We start from the raw sequence: 18,029 nt of genomic DNA on the forward strand, positions 1-18,029 counted from the left end.
AATTAGTCAAATGAAAAAAATATTAGTTGTATTAGTAATGCTGTTAACTGTTAGTGTGTCAGCTCAGAAAAAAAAGAAGAACGCTAAAGTTTCTTTTGAAGTAGATGGTGTTTGTATGATGTGTAAAAAGCGTATAGAAAAAGCTGCTTTAAATACTAAGGGTGTAAAGTTTGCAAATTGGAATGTGAAAACGCATCAGTTAAATTTAATTATTGATGAACGTAAAACAGATTTGAAAACAGTTCAGCAAAAAATGGCTGATGTAGGACATGATACAAAAGCGGTAAAAGCTACTAAAGAGGCGTATGATGCTTTACATCCTTGTTGTAAATATAGAGACGAAGAGATTGTAGGTGATCATAAACAGTAAAGTAAAAAAGAAACCGAGCAATTTGCTCGGTTTTTTATTTCCATTCTTTTAAAAAAGAAACAACCTTTTCTTTGTAACTAGCTCCAATAGGAATTTCTGTTGAATCTACTTCAATATCATTTACAGTAAAAGCAGATATTTTGTCGATATTAATAATGTATGAGCGATGTACTCGTAGAAAGCTTTTATCTTTTAATTCTTCTTCTATTTCACTTATTCGATATTTTGAAACAATTCTTTTGTCGTTAACTGTATGAATTTTTATGTAGTCTTTTAAACTTTCTATAAACAAAATATCTTCTACAACTACTTTATGAAACTTGCTGCCAGATTTTATCAGCATAAAATCATCGGGAGTATTCTTCTTTGAAATGACTTCAGTTTGAGTAGTGTTGTCTTTTAAAAAGCGATCTATAGCTTTAAAAAAACGTTCGAAAGTTATAGGTTTGAGTAAATAATCTATCACTCCCAAGTCATAACTTTCTATGGCATAATCTCTATATGCTGTTGTGAAAATTGTTTTAGGTGGATTTTTTAATGTTTTTAAAAAATCAATACCAGTTAAATTGGGCATTTTTATATCTAAAAACAATAAATCTACTTGTTTGGTATTTAATATTTCAAAAGCTTTAATGGCATTATTGCAAGTTGCAACTACCTCTAAACTTTCAATTTTAGCGATGTGTTTTTCTAAAAGTTTAATTGCTAAAGGTTCGTCGTCTACTAATAAGCATTTTATTTTTGTAGCCATATTATTGCTTCACTATTAAAGTTACTTCAAATTTATTGTCTGTTTCTACGATATTTAAAGTATAATTAACATTATAAATTAAATCCAATTGCTTTCTAACATTTAGTAAACCTATATTTCCTTTATTGTCTGGTTGATAATCTTTAGAAACAGTATTCATTATCTTAAAAGTAAATTTAGCATCTTTATTAGATACATGGATATTAATTTGGGGTGAACCACTGTCTTCTCCAGCTCCATGCTTAAAAGCGTTTTCTACCAAAGACAATAAAATTAAAGGAGGAATTTCAGTGTCGTTTTCAATATCTTCAGTAAAAGTAACTTTTAATCGGTCATCGTATCGTAACTTTTCTAATTCAATAAAGTTCTTTAACAATTCTATTTCGCTCGATAGTAATACGTATTTTCCGTTGCATCTATATAAAACATGATCTAAAATTTCTGATAATTTACTTATAGAAGTTGATGTTTTAGGTGAGTTTATAATAGAAAGCGAATAAATATTATTTAAAGTATTGAATAAAAAATGTGGATTTAATTGACCTTTCAACGTTCTTAATTCTATCTCAGATTTTTCTTTTGCTAAAGCTAATTTGTTTGATTTTTCTCTTTCATCTTCAAAATAATATTTTACAGCAACAAACACCAAAGAATTCAACAAGATATTAGGAATGTATTTCGCTAATAACCATCTGTAATCTGTAAAAATTTCTCTTATTGATTCTTGTTCAAAAGGAGGAATTCTTACTAAAGGTTCACCTACATGCACTACTAAAATTCTACTTAAAACTCCTAAAAGATATATAGCAATAACAAATACTAGAATTGATAGAATATACTTTTTAGTTTTAACAAATTTAGGTATCCAAAAATAGGCTATAAAATATGAGGAAATTATTTGTGTTGAAAAACCTATGGCGTTAAAAATTAAGCCCTCAACAATAGTAAAATGCTGATTTTTCTCATTTATAATAATGTCCCTAAATAAATCTAAGGAAAAGAGTATAGTCCAAAATAAAATATGACGTAAAACTCTGTTGTTCTTAATTTGTACTGAAAGTTTATTCAATGTGTCCATGCTCTTACAAAAATAAAAGCTATTCCTTCATATACTAGTATAAGTAGACGAAACTTAATTTTTTACACCTAAACACAGCTTTTTTACTCCTTAACTAATTCGATCTGTAAAAAGAGTTATAAACGTCGATTTTTCTTGCCAGTTTATCTATTTGAAAAATATGCCTTAATACAATAACTCACATTTGTGGTATAATTTAAATTTAAGAAAATGAAAACAATATGCTACATATTTATGGTGTTAAGCTCAATAGTTATAAGTGCTCAGGTAACTATTAAAGGAAAAGTGCTAGAGCAAACCTCTAACCAACCTTTAGAGTTTGCAACTGTTATTTTAACAGATTCAAAAACTAACAAAATTATAGCTGGAGAAACTACAAATGAAAACGGACAATACACCATAAAAACTAAAAAAGGAACATATACTATTAAAGTAGAGTTTATTGGTTTTAAGAATAAATCAATTGAAAATATTACGTTAAGTAATAATCAAACTATTCCAACTTTTTTCTTAGTAGAAGATGCTGAAAAGTTAGATGAAGTTGAAGTAACTGCTGAAAAATCTACTACAGAATATAAATTAGATAAACGTGTTTTTAATGTAGGGAAAGATTTAATTTCTAAAGGAGGTTCAGTTACAGATGTATTAAATAATGTTCCTTCTGTAAATGTAGATATTGAAGGCGGAGTGAGTTTAAGAGGGAATCCTAACGTACGTGTTTTAATTAATGGAAGACCTTCTGTTTTAACAGCAAATAATGGATTAGAATCTATTCCCTCAGAAACGATAGAGAAAGTAGAAGTTATTACAAATCCATCTGCAAAATACGATGCTGAAGGTACAGCAGGAATTATCAATATTGTTTTAAAGAAAAATACAAAAGGTCGTTTTGGAAGCTCACTTCAATTAACTACAGGGATACCAGATAACCATAGGATTAATTATAATGTAAATTATAAAAAGGAAAAGTTTAATTTGTTTTCTAATATCGGTTATCGTTATATAAGTTTTAGTGGAAATGGTTTTTTAAACCGAACAAATTTTGATAATAATAAGAACGTTATTTCATTTTCTAACAGAACCACCAATAGAACGCGTAGAATGAATACTCTAAACCTTTATTTTGGAAGCGATTATTATATTAACGATAAAAATACTCTAACATTAAGTTATTACTACAGAAATAATTTGAGTAGAAACACTGTAGATTATGCTTTTGATTTTTTAAATAGTTCACAACAAGTAGACAGTAGAGTTGTAACACAAGAAAGTTATAGAGAACCCCAAAAAGCAAATCAAATTGAATTTAACTACGTAAAAACCTTTGACAAAAAAGGACAAAAATTCACTTTGAATCTCCAATATGATTTTTGGAATGATGATGAAAATGAGTTTGTAAAAGAGCAACAAGTATTTCCAACGAACACAGCAATTAAAACCTTGCAAAGTAGAGATGTTGAGAGTAGTAAAGATTTCTTGTTTCAATCGGATTTTAAATTACCAATTACCAAAAAATCGCATGTAGAAATGGGGGTTAAAGGTGAAATTAGAAATATTGATAGTGATTATAAAGTTTGGGATAATACAGTTTTAGTTGATAGTTTAGATAACTTATTAAAATATAACGAACGTATTTATGGGGCTTATATTCAATACGGAAATCGTAAAAATAAATTACAGTATTTAGTAGGTTTACGTGCTGAACACGCTAATACAGGAAGTACAGACAGAAAGAATCAATTTAAAACAGATAAAAGTTATACCGATTTATTTCCAACAGCTCACTTAACGTATAATTTTACCGATGCAACTAATTTACAGTTAAGCTATAGTAGAAGAATTCGTCGCCCTAGTTTTTGGCATTTAAATCCGTTTGGCGGAATTTCAGATAGAAGGAATATAAGAGTTGGGAATCCTGATTTAAACCCTATGTATACCAATTCTTATGAATTAGGATTTTTAAAACGATGGAAAAGATTTACAATTAATCCTTCTATATATTATCAGAGAACAACTAATGTGTTCGAAACGTTGATTACAGCTAACTCTTTTGGAGCATTAGTTTCAAAACCAATCAATTCAGGAACAGAAAAAAGATACGGAGCAGAACTAGCAGTTAGATTTTCTCCATACAAATGGTGGCGTTTATCGAGTGAGTTTAATTACTTTGGGTTTAGCCAAAGAGGTATTTATACTGTAGATGATAATGCGTGGTCTACACGATTGAATTCAAGAATGAAGTTCTCTAAGCTAACGATACAATACAGTTTTAACTATCAAGGAGAAAGACAAAGTGGACAAGTGTTTACTGAAGGTCAGTACAGAGCAGATTTAGGTATAAGTAAAGATTTTTGGAATGATAAAGCTACTGTAACCCTTAACATGAATAATATTTTTGATTCTAATATTAGAAAAAGATTAATTACAGGTGAAGATTATACTGCTTATAGATACGAAAGACCAATAGGGCGTTTTTCATCCATAACTTTTACATATAGATTTAATAGAACAAAAAAAGATAGAGATCGTTTACCAGATTAAATCCATAAAAAAACCGAGCAAATAGCTCGGTTTTTTTATTATAACATTTGTAGTGTGTTAATTTCTTGATTTGTTAACTCTCTCCATCTGCCGCGAGGTAAATTTTTCTTAGTTAAACCAGCAAAAATCACACGATCTAATTTTACAACATGGTATCCGAAATGTTCAAATATTTTACGAACAATTCTGTTTCTACCTGAGTGAATTTCAATTCCAACTTCTGTTTTTCTTTCACCTTCTACATAAGAAACGGCATCAATAAAAACCTTGCGACCTTCAATAATTACATCACCACGCAACTTTTCTAAATCTGCTAATGATAATTTTTTATCTAAAGAAGCATGATATAATTTACGTACATTATGTTTTGGATGTGTAAGTTTTTTAGCTAATTCGCCATCATTGGTAAATAGTAATAATCCAGTGGTATTTCTATCTAAACGACCAACAGGATAAATACGTTCTTTTGTAGCGTTTTGTACCAACTCCATTACCGTTTTTCTACCACGATCATCTTCCATAGTAGTAATGTAGTTTTTAGGTTTATTCAATAAAACATAACGCTTTTGTTCCATTGAAATTAAAGTTCCATCGAAACGAACTTCATCTGTAGGTTGTACTTTGTATCCCATTTCAGTAACCAACTTACCGTTTACAGAAACACTACCGTGTTCAATGTAAGTATCAGCTTCACGACGAGAACAAATACCAGAATTAGAAATGAACTTATTTAAACGAACTCCTGTATTTTCCTTTTCAGCAGGTTTTGGGGTGCTCTTAGGTTTTCTAAAATCTCTTTTGAAGTTTTTCTTTCCTTGAGGATTGCTGTTTCGATCAGCTTGTCGTCCTCTCGACGAGTTTTTTCTATTCATTATGAATGTTTATTAAAAAATGCGTGCAAAGGTATGCTAAATATTTGATTTTTAATGTAAAACCTTTACTACTTTATTTAAAATTAAAGAAGGATCGATAAAAAGTAAACTAAAAACTCCTATTAATAATAAGATTTTTAAGATGTTATGAAGTAAGGTGTATTGCTTTTTATGCTCTGCTTTAAAAATGTAAAAACCAGTAAATAATAAAACAACGGTAGCAAAATAAAAATAATACTTCATGTATTGTATTGCAGGATAATTAAATAAAACTGCAACAGGAATTAAAGTAAGTGTTAAAAGAAGTAGTATTGTTTTTTTAGTATTCTTTTCTCCGTATTGAACAGGAAACGTATTGTAATTATTGGCTATTGCTCCTTTAATGTTCTCTAAATCTTTTACAAGTTCTCTAACCATAATAACTAAGAATAGAAAAGTAGCATGTACAAAAATTACTTTTGAAAAATTTTTATAATGAATAAAAACTACAAAAAAAGGAAGTATAGTTAAAACAGAAGCACTTAGTAAACCTACCAAAGGATAGCGTTTAAGTTTATGTGAGTACAGCCAAATTCCAAAGATATAAGTGGCAAAAAATATGCCTGCTCTCCAAGAAACAAACCACCCGAAAGTGAATCCGATAAAGTTTAATAGAAAATATAAAGAGAGTTTGGTTTCTTGTTTTACATGTGAATCTATTCCTGTTTTTAGAGGGCGATTAATTCTATCAGATTTTTTATCGTAAAAATTATTGATGATATAACCCGCAGCAATTACACTTACTGTGGCGAGTACTAAATAGAGTAAGTCTAAATCAAAAATTACAGATTTGATAGACTTTTCAGGTGAGAAAATAAAAATAGCAGCTAAATATTGAGCTGCTATTAATACTAATATATTGTATCCTCTTACTACAGATAAAAGACTGAATAGTTTAAAAAAAAACGATTTTCTTTTTGTTACTTCCATAGCGCAAAGTAATCAAGTTTTAAAAACGATAAACTACTTCTAATTTATAATCTTTTAAGCTGTTTTTAGCTTTTTCAAAGTCTTCAGTAAAGCCTAAAATATAGCCTCCACCACCAGATCCGCAAAGCTTTAAATAATAATCGTTTGTTTGAATGCCTTTTTCCCAAACCTTATGAAATGCTGTAGGAATCATTGGTTTAAAATTAGCTAAAACTACTTTAGATAATTTCTTTACGTTACCAAATAAAGATGAAACATTACCTTTTAAGAAATCATCTATACAAGCGTCTGTATGGGTAACGAATTCTTCACTCAACATTTTTCTAAACCCTTCGTTTTTCATCTTATTCATAAAGATGTTAACCATAGGTTCAGTTTCCCCTATTTGTTCAGAGTCTAATAAAAATACAGCTCCTTTTCCTTCTTTTTGAGATGGAATTCCAGCAGGTTCTATGTTTTCTTTTGAGTTGATTAATATCGGTAAGCTTAAATATGAATTTAATGGATCTAATCCAGAACTCTTTCCATGGAAAAAAGATTCCATTAAAGAGAAGATTTCTTTTAATTTTAAAAGCTTATCTCTAGTTAGGTTTTCTAAAACAGTAATCTTATCGTTTGCATATTGCTCATAAATAGAAGCAACTAAAGCTCCAGAACTACCTACACCATAACCTTGAGGAATTGATGATTCAAAGTATAACCCAGCCTCAACGTCTTCTTTAAGAGTTTTTAAATCAAACGATACAATTTCGGTATCTAAGTTTTCTAAATAATTATAGAAATTAGCTAAACTTTGGTTTGATTTTAATGCTTCTCCTGATAAGTTTTTTGCTGATTTTAACGCTCCTTTGTAAGAATTAAAAGGTATAGCAAGCCCTTTAGAATCTTTAATGATTCCGTATTCTCCAAATAGAAGTATTTTGGCGTAAAATAAAGGTCCTTTCATAGTGTTTTAATTACTCGACAAATATATATAAAATGTTAGTTAAAAGAGGTTTAATAAACATTTTTGTAAAAGGTTTTCCAAACCCCTACTTTTTCACCATTTCTATATTTTCCTTTTGTTTCTATTTTTCCGTTTTTATAGAAGGTTTTCCATATGCCGTCGCGTTTTCCTTCTTTGTATTTTCCTTGCTCTTTTAAATCACCACTTTCGTAAAAAACTTTTCGTACTCCGTCTAAAACTCCATTTTTGTAGTTGGCTTTATGAAAAGGTTTTCCATTTTTGTGGTAGTATAAAACCAATCCATCAAATTTTTCTTCGTGTGGTACATTGGTTTTACTAAAGCCTTCCATTTGCACATTACCATTTTTGTAGTAATCTATAATCCAAAAACCGTTGTCTTGTTTTTTAGGAGTAGGTCTGTAGTATTCTGCATTTTCTTTATTGGTTTCTTTCCAATTTGCGTCGAACCAAATAGTTTCTTGAGCCGTTACATTATATGTTAAAAACCCAACAAACATTAGTAATATTAATGTTGAAGTTTTCATAATTTAAAGGGAGTTTTAAGTTATTGTTTTTGCGCGCCAAAACCCGCATTATCACAAATATACTGATTTTTCTGGCAGTAAAGTGCTAAATGATTCTTAATAAACTCGTTTACAGACTCTTTTTCATTGTTTGGATACAGTACGTGAACATTTGCTCCTGCATCTAAAGTAAAGCAAATGTTACTATTTGTTTCTGCTCTATACTCCCATATTTTATTAATGATTTCTAAAGTATTTGGTTTCATTAAAATAAAATACGGATTACTTGTTAGCATCATTGCATGTAATGTTAAAGCTTCACTTTCAATTAGGTTAATGAATTCTTTAATATCTCCGTTTTGAAGAATTGTTGAAAGCTTTCCAAGATTATCGTTTGCTTGTTTAAAACGATTTTCTGCATATGGATGATTATGCATTAAATTATGACCAACGGTTGAAGAAACTTGCTTTTCACCTTTGTCTACTAACAATATCGCGTCTTGATAATTCTCAAAAATAGGATGAACTTTATAAGGAAATTGAACCCCATACAAATCTGAACTTCCTTCAATTTCTGGATGTTCTCCCCAAACTATTAATGGTCCCTCAATACTTCTACTAGCACTTCCTGATCCTAAACGAGCTAAAAATGAGGCTTTTTGATTGAAGTAGTCTTCAGTAATAGTAGGGTTTAGTTCTTTTTCTAAACTTAATAAGCACATAGCAATGGCGCTCATTCCGCTTGCGGAAGAAGCAATTCCGCTACTGTGAGGAAAAGAGTTTTCAGAATTAATAACCATTTTATACTCAAAAATGTATGGACAGTACTCTTTAATTCTATCAAAAAACTTTGCGATTTTAGGTTTAAAATCGTCTTTCTTTTTTCCTTCAAAGAATAATTCAAACTCAACAGTTGAGTTTTTTTCTGTTTTAGTAAACTCAATAGAAGTTTTTGTATGGCAATTGTTTAGTGTAAAACTTATAGATGCATTTTTAGGTAATTGAGGATCTGTTTTTCCCCAATATTTTACCAATGCAATATTACTTGGTGTTTGCCATGAAAAAGTTACTTTTTCTACTGTGTTTGTGAATGTATTCGGAATGAAGTTTTGCGTATTCAATGCTAAAAATTTTGGTGTAAAGATAGCATATCACTTATACTTCTGCTAATTTTTGTATAACACAGTCTTTATAGCTTCTACTAATGGGAATTGCTTTGTTTTCAATTTCAATAGTTTCTGTAGTGTAAGATGAAATTTTAGATAATGAAACAATAAAAGATCTATGAACTCTTATGAATTTGTTGTTAGGCAGTTTTGTTTCAATATTACTAATGGTTTCTCTGGTTACAAAAGTTTCTTTTTGCGTATGAATTTTTATGTAGTCACTTAAACTTTCTATGTAAAGAATGTCTGAAAAGTTAACCTTAACCATTTTTCTCTCAACTCTCACAAAAATAAAGTCTTTAGTGTTTTCTTTTTCAGAATTATTATTTTGTTGAATTTGATCTTTTTGTGTAATTCGTTGAATGGCTTGTAAAAAACGATCAAAAGAAATTGGCTTTAATAAATAGTCGGTAGCTTGTAAGTCAAAACCATCAACAGCATATTCTCTATACGCTGTTGTAAAAATTATATGCGATTTTTTATTGATGATTTTTGCTAAACTTAAACCTGTAATTTCTGGCATATTAATATCTAAGAAAAATAAATCGACAAGATTATTTTGCGCAATTTGTAGTGCTTCAATTGCATTTTTACAAGTAGCAATTAAATTAAGATTTGGCGTTTTTTCGACAAAAGAAGTTAAAATTTCTCTTGCGATAGGCTCGTCATCAACAATTACACAGTTTAGTTTATTACTCATTTTGTAAAGGTATAATTAAGTTAACCAAAAATTTATTTTCGGTTTGATTAATTGTTAGAGAAGATTGTTCTTTATATAACATTTCTAGGCGTTTTTTAATGTTTTCTAAACCAATTCCTTTTTTAGTATTTGTATTGGTTTTTGCAGAATTTGTTATCGAAAAAAACAATTTATCTTCTTGAGTTACTAAATCAATATTAATGGTTAAAACATCATCTTGATATGTTCCATGTTTAAAAGCATTTTCAACAAAAGGTAGCAATAACATGGGGGCAATTTTTATGTTTTGCTGATGAAATTCTTTCTCAAATTTCACAGATAAACTATCTTGAAATCTCATTTTTTCAAGAGAAATATAATCGTCAATATGTTTTATTTCGTCTGATAATAAAACAAAAGGTTTGTCAACTTGATAGAGAATATAGTCGAGAAGATTAGAAAGTTTTAAAATCATGTTTGGAGTTGTGTCTGATTTCTTAAGAGCAAATCCATACAAAGTATTTAAAGTGTTGAATAAAAAATGAGGATGAATCTGCATTTTTAAAAACTTTAATTCTTGTTCTTTTAGTTGTAGCTGAGTAGCTAAAAACTTACTTCTTAAATCCTCGCTTTTTAATGCCGATTGATAATTATGCATGACCATACCCAGCATAATTACCACAAGGACTATAAAATATACTCCAAAGACTATAAATGGTAATGTTTTAGTTAAAGGAGAAGCATCGTTGGTTGTTAAATCGTATGAAAAAATAAGCCCGTATAAGATTGATAGTATTATAAAAAAAGAAGAAATAATAAACGTGTATACAGTATACAGAATGAATAAAACTTGTTTTTTTTGCAGTAAATATTTGGGAATTAAAAAGAATAAAAAGAAATAACTAGTGCAAATAGTAATTGGCATTAGAAATAAGGAAAACTTATTTACATAGTTTGTATTGTTAGTTCCGTAACCTAAAAAATAAGTGTAGAAAAAATAGACTCCAATCCAAAAAATAATATGAACCGCAGCAGTAATTAACCACTTTAATATTGATGATGTTTTTACCACGCTAAATAATCTTTAGTGCAATATCTTTCTTTTTTTAAAAACACAGCATATTTTGCGATAAAATTCAAAAAACACAAGACGAATTACAATTTTACTGGTTGTCGATAAAAAACTGTAGATTTAGGAATCTATATTGTAAGACATCGAAATAAAACTAATTGAGTTATAATCTAAAATACATTTGAAGCATATTAACATTAAAATTTTACAACTATGAATTTTTTATTTTTTGGTCAGTTTTTCGATAGATTAAACGAAGGAGGTCCAGTTTTTATGTATCCATTGTTTTTAATGATGCTTATTTGTATAGGTTTAATAATATTTTCTTTCGTAAAAGGAGATGCTTCTGGGAAACTTCAAAAAATTGTACACCATGTTGGGTTGTTTGCTTTGGTTTGGGGTTTTTTGGGACAAATGATAGGATTAATAGGAGCTTTTGATTCAATATCTATTGCTAATGATGTCAGTCCACAAGTATTGGCAGGAGGATTAAAAGTAGCGTTATTGTGCCCTACTTATGGAATGTTTATTTTCTTAATTGCTCGTTTAGGAATTATAGGCTTAACTCTTAAAAAGAATTAAATACTAATTTTACTTAGTTAATTTTCAATACTCAGTTCTCAACAGAATTGGGTATTTTTGTTATATGAGTAGAAAGATAAAATTAATTTGGGATTTTAAAGGTCCAGAAGGTTTAGAGATAGCAAAACATCACTGTATTCACTTAAAAGAATTCACGCAAATAGATAACTTACCATACCATGAAGTAGATTATAAAGAAGTAAACCCAATGCATACGTATGCTTTTATTACAGTTGACGAAACTTATATGAAAACGTTTAGAGATGCCTTAAAGCCCCATAGAGGAGAACTAGCTTAATCTTCAGCAATTGCTTTAGCACAAATCCATCCACCAGTCCAAGCGTTTTGAAAGTTAAACCCACCAGTAACGGCATCAATGTTTAAAACTTCACCCACAAAGAATAAGTTTTTATGAAACTTGCTTTCAAAACGTTTAAAATTGATTTCTTTTAAATCTACACCACCAGCGGTAACAAACTCTTCTTTAAAAGTAGATTTTCCGTTAGCTTCAAAAACCGATTTTGTTAGTTGACTTGCTAAGTTTTGTAATTGCTTATTGTTTAAATCTCCCCAATTCTGGTTTTGTTTTATTCCTGATGCTTCAACAAAGCGTTCCCACAATCTTCTTGGTATTTCTGTAAAAGGAGATTTTAAACTCGCTTGTTTTTTAGCCTGTTGCTTTTTTAATTGCTGAAGTTCTTCTAATGTGTCAGAGGTATCACTTCCCAACCAATTTACTTCAACGTTGTATTGGTAACTTTTCTCTGCTAAAATTCGAGCCCCGAAAGCAGATAGTTTCAAAACAGCGGGCCCGCTTAATCCCCAATGAGTGATTAATAAAGGACCATAGTTTTCTAATTTTGCATCTAAGATTTTAACCGTTGCATTTGGAACTGAAATCCCACCTAAATCTAAAATTCTTTTATCTTTTATGTTGAAAGTAAATAGCGATGGAACTGGATTAATGATAGAATGATCTAAGGTTTTAGCTAAATCCCAAACTTTTTTACTACTACCAGCTGCAACTACTAAATAATCGGCTTTAAAAGTTTTTTCTTTAGTGTTAACTACCCATTGTTCATTTTGTTTTTCAATAGAAAGTACACCATGATTTTTTAATACTTTAATGCCGAGGTCTTTTACAGCGTTTTGAAAACAATCAATAATAGCTTGTGAAGTGTTTGCTTCTGGAAAAACACGATTATCACTTTCAATTTTAAGAGGGACACCTTTGTTTTCGAACCATTCAAAAGTATCTCCAGTCATAAATTGATGAAAAGGACCTAATAACTCTTTTTCTCCACGAGGGTAGAATTTTGTTAGTTCTTTAGGTTCAAAGCAAGCATGAGTAACATTACAACGACCTCCACCAGAAATTTTTACTTTTTGTAAAACTTCCTTTCCCTTTTCAAGAATAGTAATGTCTAAGTCAGGGTTTTGTTCTTTAGCGTTTATCGCTGTGAAAAAACCAGCTGCACCACCACCAATTATAACTACTTTTTTCATTATATAACCATTTTAGAATAAGGGATAATTGTATCAAATCCTTTTTGTCGAAAATATTTCGGAGTGTCTTCGTTACCAGTTGCTAGAACAAAATCGCCACCCCAAGCACCAAGACTTTTTATTTCCCCGAAATAGCCAAAAAATAATGAGTTTTTTACAGGATTCAATTTGATTATTGAACTAATTATTCTTTCATGTTCAACAATAATTTTATCAATGTCTTTAGAAGAAGTTGCATTGATAAATTCTTGAGATAATTCTGAAATATCTTTTATCTCTTGCTGGATATTTGAATTGTTTTTTCTGTATTGAGCAATTCCATCTCTACTGTTTTGTTTCTGATTTAAATACACAAAAAATAATTCGTCTGAAAAACTTGGTTTAAATTCAAGAGGTGTAACGATTGGTTGACTGAGCGTAGTCGAAGTCTTTTCCAATTGATAAAAAATAGGTGTATTATGTTTAGCACAAGCAATATCATAACCACTTCCAGAAAAAGCATTCCATAAAAGTGTAAACGGATTTACTTCTGCCCATGTAGCTATATTATTGATTAAAGTAGAAGAACTTCCTAATCCCCAATCTCTAGGGAAGGTTAAGTTAGTTTTTACAATATAACCATTATTGTTACTTAAAAAATCTGGATTTAAACGTTTGGCTTCTTGTAATAAATCGCGAAGTGTTTCAGCAATAAATTCAGCACTTCCTTCTTTGTCTGAATTAAATGTAGCTGAAGTTAAACGTAGTTTAGGTAAATCGAAACTAGCTTCAAACCAACAATCGCCAGTATGTGTAAAACTTCCCCAAATTAGTTGAGGTTCTTTAATAGGTTCAATTACTAAATCTTGACCAAATTTTGTGGGTACAGCCAAAGATGTAGCTCCGTCTAAAACTACATATTCACCTGTAAGTAAAAGTTTTCCGTTACTGTAAAACTGCATTATACTAATCCAAATTGTTTAAAGTGATGTGTAAAATGTTTTACATGAAACTTTTTCCAGTATTCATAATCTAACTCTCCGAAGAAAGGATGTGTTATACTATTGTTTGGGTTTTCTTTGAAATAAGTTTCAAAAGTATCTATTTGAGTAAACAAATCATTTATAGATTCTTCAATAGAACTATATTTTGCAGGGTAAGGTTCTTCTGATAACATTGGTGCTTTAAAACCTGCTTGAATTTCACCATCAGTATCTAAGAAAGGTTTTCTTCTTGCAGACTTTTCATCAGAAACAAAAATTCCAGTATCAATTCTTCCGTTAGAAATTCTTAGTAAAAAACCTAAGTGCTCAATCATTTGTTGTCCATTCATTTTACCAAATAATGGTTTAGAATCAGCATTTAGTTTTGTGAGTTTTTCTGAAAGTTCTTCTTTATTTAGAAAATCTATCCAGTTTACTTTGGGTTTACGTAAAGAATTTATCTTTTCAACTACTGCGCTGTGAGAAACTGTTCGGTTTTCAAAATATTTTGAAATCGCTTCTTTTTCTTCAGCTGTTGCATTGTGCTGATTTAAGATGTTTTGTAAATGCATTTTCATATGTCCGTGCTGAATTCCTTTGGTAGTTAAAGCACGTAAAGCAGCAAAATTTTGTGCTAAACCAGCAGTTGCCATAATTTGCATTAAAGTTCTTGCTGATGGACACCCCATCATATCTAAAGATAATTTAGCCATAGGGTGTAAAGCGGTTAATCCACCAACGGTTCCTAAAGCTAATGGGATTTCAATCCAAAATCTGAAAATTCCGTCTTTAACTTCGCAATGTGTTAAACTTTTATACTGTCCATCTTTCGAAGCATAGGCGTGTGCTCCAGCTTCAATAGCTCTAAAATCGTTTCCTGTTGCTAAAACCACAGCGTCAATACCGTTCATAATTCCTTTATTATGAGTAACAGCACGATAAGGTTCAATTTCTGCAATTTTAACTGCCTGCTCGAATTTTTGAGCAAATTTCTCTGGATTTTCACCACCTAATTCTTCTACTTTACAACTAACTTCTGCTCTTACTAAACATTTTGGAACATAGTTAGAAAGGATGCTCATTACAATTTCAATATCGTCTTTTTGAAATTGTTTAGCCATAGCTTCTAAGCACGAATTGATGAAATTCGCACCCATAGAATCTTTGGTTTCAAACGTTACATGAAGCTGATAATAATTAGCAAGCTTATCAGTTTTGTCAACTAATTGAATGTCTAAAATTCCACCACCACGTTTTTCCATGTTTTTTGTGATGGAAGCAGTCGCAGCATATAATTCAGTTTTTTGTTGATTGAAATATGTCTCTAATTCCTTTTTATTACCAGCATACATAAAATGTACTTGACCAATTTTAGTGGTAGAAATAACTTCTGTTTTAAAACCACCTCGCGTACTCCAATATTTAGCAACTAAAGAAGCTGCGGCTACCACTGAGCTTTCTTCAACCACCATTGGTATTACATAATCACGACCATTAATTACAAAGTTTGGAGCAATACCATACGGCATGTAAAAATTGGTGATAGTATTTTCAATAAAATCATCGTGTAATTGTTGTAAAGAAGCATCTACATTCCAATATTGTTTTAGTGTTTGTATAATTTCGGGTTGGTTGTCAAAGTAAGTTTTTGCTAACCAATCAATTTTTTCTTCTTTGGTGAGTTTTGAAAATCCTGAAATAATTTTCGACATTCTATCATCATTTTTGGTGGTTCAAAGATAAATGAATCCTGTTAAAATCGCTTTCATATTCTGGATTTCTAACTTTTTAGGTGCGATTTTTGATGATTTTTCCGTAAACTTGGCAAACTTTTTATTTAAACAACAACGATAAATGAAGAAATTGTTAATCTTTTTTTTGAGTATTACTTCACTTTTACAAGCTCAGAAAAAAGACATCACTCTAGAAGATATTTGGAAAAAAGGCACATTTAGAGCCGATTATATGAACTCCTTAAACTCCATGAACGGAGATTTTTATTCACTTCTCAATTATAGTAAAGAGGGTTCAACTGTAGATAAATACAGTTATAAAACGTTAGAAAAAGTAGCAACTATTGTAAATAGTAAAGACTTAAACGGAATACAGTATATTCAGTCATATTCATTTAACAATGACGAAACAAAGTTAATTTTAGGAACTAACTTTAAGCAAATATTTCGTCATTCATACACTGGGACTTTTTATGTGTATGATATTGCCTCAAAGTCACTGTCGTTAATTGGGGAAAATATTCAAGAACCAACATTTTCTCCAGATAGTAAGAAAATAGCATACGCTAAAGAGAATAACTTATATATTAAGGATTATTCTAAAGACGAAACTATTTACCAAATTACAAATAGCGGTAAAAAGAACGAAATTATTAACGGTATTACAGATTGGGTGTATGAAGAAGAATTTGGTTTTGTAAAAGCTTTCGATTGGAGTGCAGATAGTAAGAATTTAGCGTATTTACGTTTTGATGAAAGTAAAGTGAAAACTTTTTCGATGGATGTTTACGGGAAAGATAAATACCCAAGTCAACATGTATTCAAGTATCCAAAAGCAGGTGAAGAAAATGCAAAAGTAACGTTGCATATTTTTTCATTAAATACTAATAAAACTGCTGAGATTAGAGTAGGAGATTACGAATATATCCCTAGAATTAATTGGACAAAAGAAGCAAATACATTAGCAGTTCGTACATTAAATCGTCATCAAAATGATTTAAAAATGTATTTCGTAAATGCTACAACTTTTAATAGTTCTTTAATTTTAAACGAAACTGATAAAGCATATGTAGATGTTACTGATGATTTAACCTTCTTAGATGATAATAGTTTTATTTGGACTAGTGAAAAAGATGGATATAATCACATTTATCATTATGCGAAAGATGGTAAATTAATCAATCAAGTTACTAAAGGTAATTGGGAAGTAACTTCTTATTACGGAATCAACCCAAAGAAGAAGACTATTTATTACCAGTCTGTAGAAAATGGTTCTATTAATAGAGGAGTGTATAGTATTTCTTTAAAAGGAAAAAATAAGAAGTTGTTAAGTAATCCAGATGGGACAAATAGAGCTTCGTTCAGTAAGAATATGCACTATTTTATCAATACATTTTCTGATGCTAATACACCAAACGTATACACTTTAAGAAATGCTGACGGAAAAGTGTTGAAAACTATTAAAGATAACGCAGCTTTAAAAGAAACAATTGCTCAGTATAACTTAAGTAAAAAAGAATTCTCTACTATTAATGTTAATGGTGAAGAGTTAAATATGTATACCATAAAACCTATTAACTTCGACCCTAATAAAAAATACCCAGTATTGATGTATCAATATTCTGGACCAGGGTCTCAGCAAGTAGCGAACCGTTGGAATGGCTCTAACGATTATTGGCACCAAATGTTAGCACAAGATGGATATATCATTGTGTGTGTTGATGGTAGGGGAACAGGTTATAAGGGGCGCGATTTTAAGAAAGTAACCTATATGAACTTAGTGAAACATGAAACTGAAGATCAAATAGCAGTAGCGAAGAAATTAGCTGAATTACCATATGTAGATGCAAAGAGAATTGGAATTTGGGGTTGGTCTTTTGGAGGTCATATGAGTACAAATTGCTTACTAAAAGGAAACGATGTTTTCTCAACTGCTATAGCTGTAGCACCAGTAACTACTTGGAGGTTTTACGATACAATTTATACAGAACGTTATATGCGTACGCCAGAAGAAAACCCTTCAGGATACGATGATAATTCGCCATTAAATTACCCAGAATTATTAAAAGGAAAATACCTGTTAATTCACGGTACTGGAGATGATAATGTACACGTGCAAAATGCATATCGAATGGCAGAAGCATTAATTCAGGCTAACAAGCAATTCGAATGGGGTATGTATCCAGATAAGAATCACGGAATTTACGGTGGAAATACACGTTTACACTTGTATACTAAAATGACAAACTTTATTAAAAACAACTTATAATAATTTACC

The 18,029-nt window shown here is 30.2% G+C and carries 17 protein-coding genes; 5 read left to right on the plus strand and 12 right to left on the minus strand.

Annotated elements, in window-relative coordinates; genetic code table 11:
• Window positions 1–10: 10 nt before the first annotated feature.
• Entirely contained in the window at window positions 11–370 is a 360-nt protein-coding gene (locus WH52_RS11435; protein ID WP_086031136.1) for a heavy-metal-associated domain-containing protein, read from the plus strand.
• A 34-nt stretch (window positions 371–404) separates the two neighbouring features.
• Here WH52_RS11435 and WH52_RS11440 read toward each other — a convergent pair whose 3' ends face one another.
• Window positions 405–1,121, minus strand: coding sequence for a LytR/AlgR family response regulator transcription factor (locus tag WH52_RS11440; RefSeq protein ID WP_086031084.1), 717 nt, complete (start codon window positions 1,119–1,121; stop codon window positions 405–407).
• A 1-nt stretch (window position 1,122) separates the two neighbouring features.
• Complete coding sequence (locus WH52_RS11445; protein ID WP_233131559.1) at window positions 1,123–2,199, minus strand: sensor histidine kinase; 1,077 nt, start codon at window positions 2,197–2,199, stop codon at window positions 1,123–1,125.
• A gap of 210 nt (window positions 2,200–2,409) precedes the next feature.
• Here WH52_RS11445 and WH52_RS11450 point away from each other — a divergent pair, with 210 nt between their 5' ends.
• On the plus strand, window positions 2,410–4,740 hold the full coding sequence (locus WH52_RS11450; RefSeq protein WP_086031085.1) for a TonB-dependent receptor domain-containing protein: 2,331 nt from the start codon (window positions 2,410–2,412) through the stop codon (window positions 4,738–4,740).
• Between the two features lie 38 nt (window positions 4,741–4,778).
• Here WH52_RS11450 and WH52_RS11455 read toward each other — a convergent pair whose 3' ends face one another.
• Genes WH52_RS11455 through WH52_RS11485 form a run of 7 tightly spaced genes read right to left on the minus strand, consistent with a single transcriptional unit; the run spans window position 4,779 to window position 10,968 of the window.
• The gene (locus WH52_RS11455; protein WP_086031086.1) at window positions 4,779–5,612 is read right to left on the minus strand and encodes a pseudouridine synthase; all 834 of its coding nucleotides are present in this window, start codon (window positions 5,610–5,612) and stop codon (window positions 4,779–4,781) included.
• Between the two features lie 51 nt (window positions 5,613–5,663).
• Window positions 5,664–6,581, minus strand: coding sequence for a geranylgeranylglycerol-phosphate geranylgeranyltransferase (locus WH52_RS11460; protein WP_086031087.1), 918 nt, complete (start codon window positions 6,579–6,581; stop codon window positions 5,664–5,666).
• Between the two features lie 19 nt (window positions 6,582–6,600).
• Entirely contained in the window at window positions 6,601–7,527 is a 927-nt protein-coding gene (locus tag WH52_RS11465) for a mevalonate kinase family protein (RefSeq protein WP_086031088.1), read from the minus strand.
• A 50-nt stretch (window positions 7,528–7,577) separates the two neighbouring features.
• Entirely contained in the window at window positions 7,578–8,072 is a 495-nt protein-coding gene (locus WH52_RS11470; RefSeq protein WP_086031138.1) for a toxin-antitoxin system YwqK family antitoxin, read from the minus strand.
• 20 nt (window positions 8,073–8,092) lie between these two features.
• Complete coding sequence (locus tag WH52_RS11475) at window positions 8,093–9,172, minus strand: diphosphomevalonate/mevalonate 3,5-bisphosphate decarboxylase family protein (protein ID WP_086031089.1); 1,080 nt, start codon at window positions 9,170–9,172, stop codon at window positions 8,093–8,095.
• Window positions 9,173–9,206: 34 nt separating this feature from the next.
• Complete coding sequence (locus WH52_RS11480) at window positions 9,207–9,917, minus strand: LytR/AlgR family response regulator transcription factor (RefSeq protein WP_086031090.1); 711 nt, start codon at window positions 9,915–9,917, stop codon at window positions 9,207–9,209.
• The gene (locus tag WH52_RS11485) at window positions 9,910–10,968 is read right to left on the minus strand and encodes a sensor histidine kinase (RefSeq protein ID WP_086031091.1); all 1,059 of its coding nucleotides are present in this window, start codon (window positions 10,966–10,968) and stop codon (window positions 9,910–9,912) included. Before WH52_RS11485 ends, WH52_RS11480 begins: the two co-directional genes overlap by 8 nt.
• Before the next feature lie 213 nt (window positions 10,969–11,181).
• Here WH52_RS11485 and WH52_RS11490 point away from each other — a divergent pair, with 213 nt between their 5' ends.
• Both WH52_RS11490 and WH52_RS11495 read left to right on the plus strand, forming a co-directional pair.
• Window positions 11,182–11,550 (plus strand): MotA/TolQ/ExbB proton channel family protein, encoded by a 369-nt coding sequence (locus WH52_RS11490; protein WP_086031092.1) that lies wholly within the window; start codon window positions 11,182–11,184, stop codon window positions 11,548–11,550.
• A 64-nt stretch (window positions 11,551–11,614) separates the two neighbouring features.
• Window positions 11,615–11,848, plus strand: a complete 234-nt coding sequence (locus tag WH52_RS11495; protein WP_086031093.1) for a hypothetical protein — start codon at window positions 11,615–11,617, stop codon at window positions 11,846–11,848.
• On the opposite strand, the gene WH52_RS11500 is transcribed toward WH52_RS11495, so the two are convergent.
• From WH52_RS11500 to WH52_RS11510, 3 genes are read right to left on the minus strand one after another with little or no spacing between them, the layout of a single operon-like run.
• Window positions 11,845–13,056 (minus strand): BaiN/RdsA family NAD(P)/FAD-dependent oxidoreductase, encoded by a 1,212-nt coding sequence (locus WH52_RS11500; protein WP_086031094.1) that lies wholly within the window; start codon window positions 13,054–13,056, stop codon window positions 11,845–11,847. The two genes, WH52_RS11495 and WH52_RS11500, sit on opposite strands and share 4 nt — an antisense overlap.
• Window positions 13,056–13,997 carry a GYDIA family GHMP kinase gene (locus tag WH52_RS11505; protein ID WP_086031095.1) on the minus strand — a complete coding sequence of 314 codons (942 nt, stop codon included), beginning with the start codon at window positions 13,995–13,997 and terminating at the stop codon, window positions 13,056–13,058. Before WH52_RS11505 ends, WH52_RS11500 begins: the two co-directional genes overlap by 1 nt.
• Window positions 13,997–15,730, minus strand: coding sequence for a hydroxymethylglutaryl-CoA reductase, degradative (locus tag WH52_RS11510; RefSeq protein ID WP_086031096.1), 1,734 nt, complete (start codon window positions 15,728–15,730; stop codon window positions 13,997–13,999). The genes WH52_RS11505 and WH52_RS11510 overlap by 1 nt, the downstream gene beginning before the upstream one ends.
• A gap of 142 nt (window positions 15,731–15,872) precedes the next feature.
• Between WH52_RS11510 and WH52_RS11515 the strand changes: the two genes are divergently transcribed.
• Window positions 15,873–18,020, plus strand: a complete 2,148-nt coding sequence (locus WH52_RS11515) for a S9 family peptidase (RefSeq protein ID WP_086031097.1) — start codon at window positions 15,873–15,875, stop codon at window positions 18,018–18,020.
• Window positions 18,021–18,029: the final 9 nt, after the last annotated feature.

The organism is Tenacibaculum holothuriorum, assembly GCF_002120225.1.
Taxonomy (GTDB): domain Bacteria; phylum Bacteroidota; class Bacteroidia; order Flavobacteriales; family Flavobacteriaceae; genus Polaribacter; species Polaribacter holothuriorum.

What these genes read in the sequence shown, in the direction of transcription:
- WH52_RS11515 (WP_086031097.1), top strand. Translation starts at nt 15,873, where the DNA reads ATGAAGAAATTGTTAATCTTTTTTTTGAGTATTACTTCACTTTTACAA.
- WH52_RS11470 (WP_086031138.1), bottom strand. Translation starts at nt 8,072, where the DNA reads ATGAAAACTTCAACATTAATATTACTAATGTTTGTTGGGTTTTTAACA.
- WH52_RS11460 (WP_086031087.1), bottom strand. Translation starts at nt 6,581, where the DNA reads ATGGAAGTAACAAAAAGAAAATCGTTTTTTTTTAAACTATTCAGTCTT.
- WH52_RS11465 (WP_086031088.1), bottom strand. Translation starts at nt 7,527, where the DNA reads ATGAAAGGACCTTTATTTTACGCCAAAATACTTCTATTTGGAGAATAC.
- WH52_RS11495 (WP_086031093.1), top strand. Translation starts at nt 11,615, where the DNA reads ATGAGTAGAAAGATAAAATTAATTTGGGATTTTAAAGGTCCAGAAGGT.
- WH52_RS11435 (WP_086031136.1), top strand. Translation starts at nt 11, where the DNA reads ATGAAAAAAATATTAGTTGTATTAGTAATGCTGTTAACTGTTAGTGTG.
- WH52_RS11450 (WP_086031085.1), top strand. Translation starts at nt 2,410, where the DNA reads ATGAAAACAATATGCTACATATTTATGGTGTTAAGCTCAATAGTTATA.
- WH52_RS11510 (WP_086031096.1), bottom strand. Translation starts at nt 15,730, where the DNA reads ATGTCGAAAATTATTTCAGGATTTTCAAAACTCACCAAAGAAGAAAAA.
- WH52_RS11440 (WP_086031084.1), bottom strand. Translation starts at nt 1,121, where the DNA reads ATGGCTACAAAAATAAAATGCTTATTAGTAGACGACGAACCTTTAGCA.
- WH52_RS11445 (WP_233131559.1), bottom strand. Translation starts at nt 2,199, where the DNA reads ATGGACACATTGAATAAACTTTCAGTACAAATTAAGAACAACAGAGTT.
- WH52_RS11480 (WP_086031090.1), bottom strand. Translation starts at nt 9,917, where the DNA reads ATGAGTAATAAACTAAACTGTGTAATTGTTGATGACGAGCCTATCGCA.
- WH52_RS11500 (WP_086031094.1), bottom strand. Translation starts at nt 13,056, where the DNA reads ATGAAAAAAGTAGTTATAATTGGTGGTGGTGCAGCTGGTTTTTTCACA.
- WH52_RS11505 (WP_086031095.1), bottom strand. Translation starts at nt 13,997, where the DNA reads ATGCAGTTTTACAGTAACGGAAAACTTTTACTTACAGGTGAATATGTA.
- WH52_RS11455 (WP_086031086.1), bottom strand. Translation starts at nt 5,612, where the DNA reads ATGAATAGAAAAAACTCGTCGAGAGGACGACAAGCTGATCGAAACAGC.
- WH52_RS11490 (WP_086031092.1), top strand. Translation starts at nt 11,182, where the DNA reads ATGAATTTTTTATTTTTTGGTCAGTTTTTCGATAGATTAAACGAAGGA.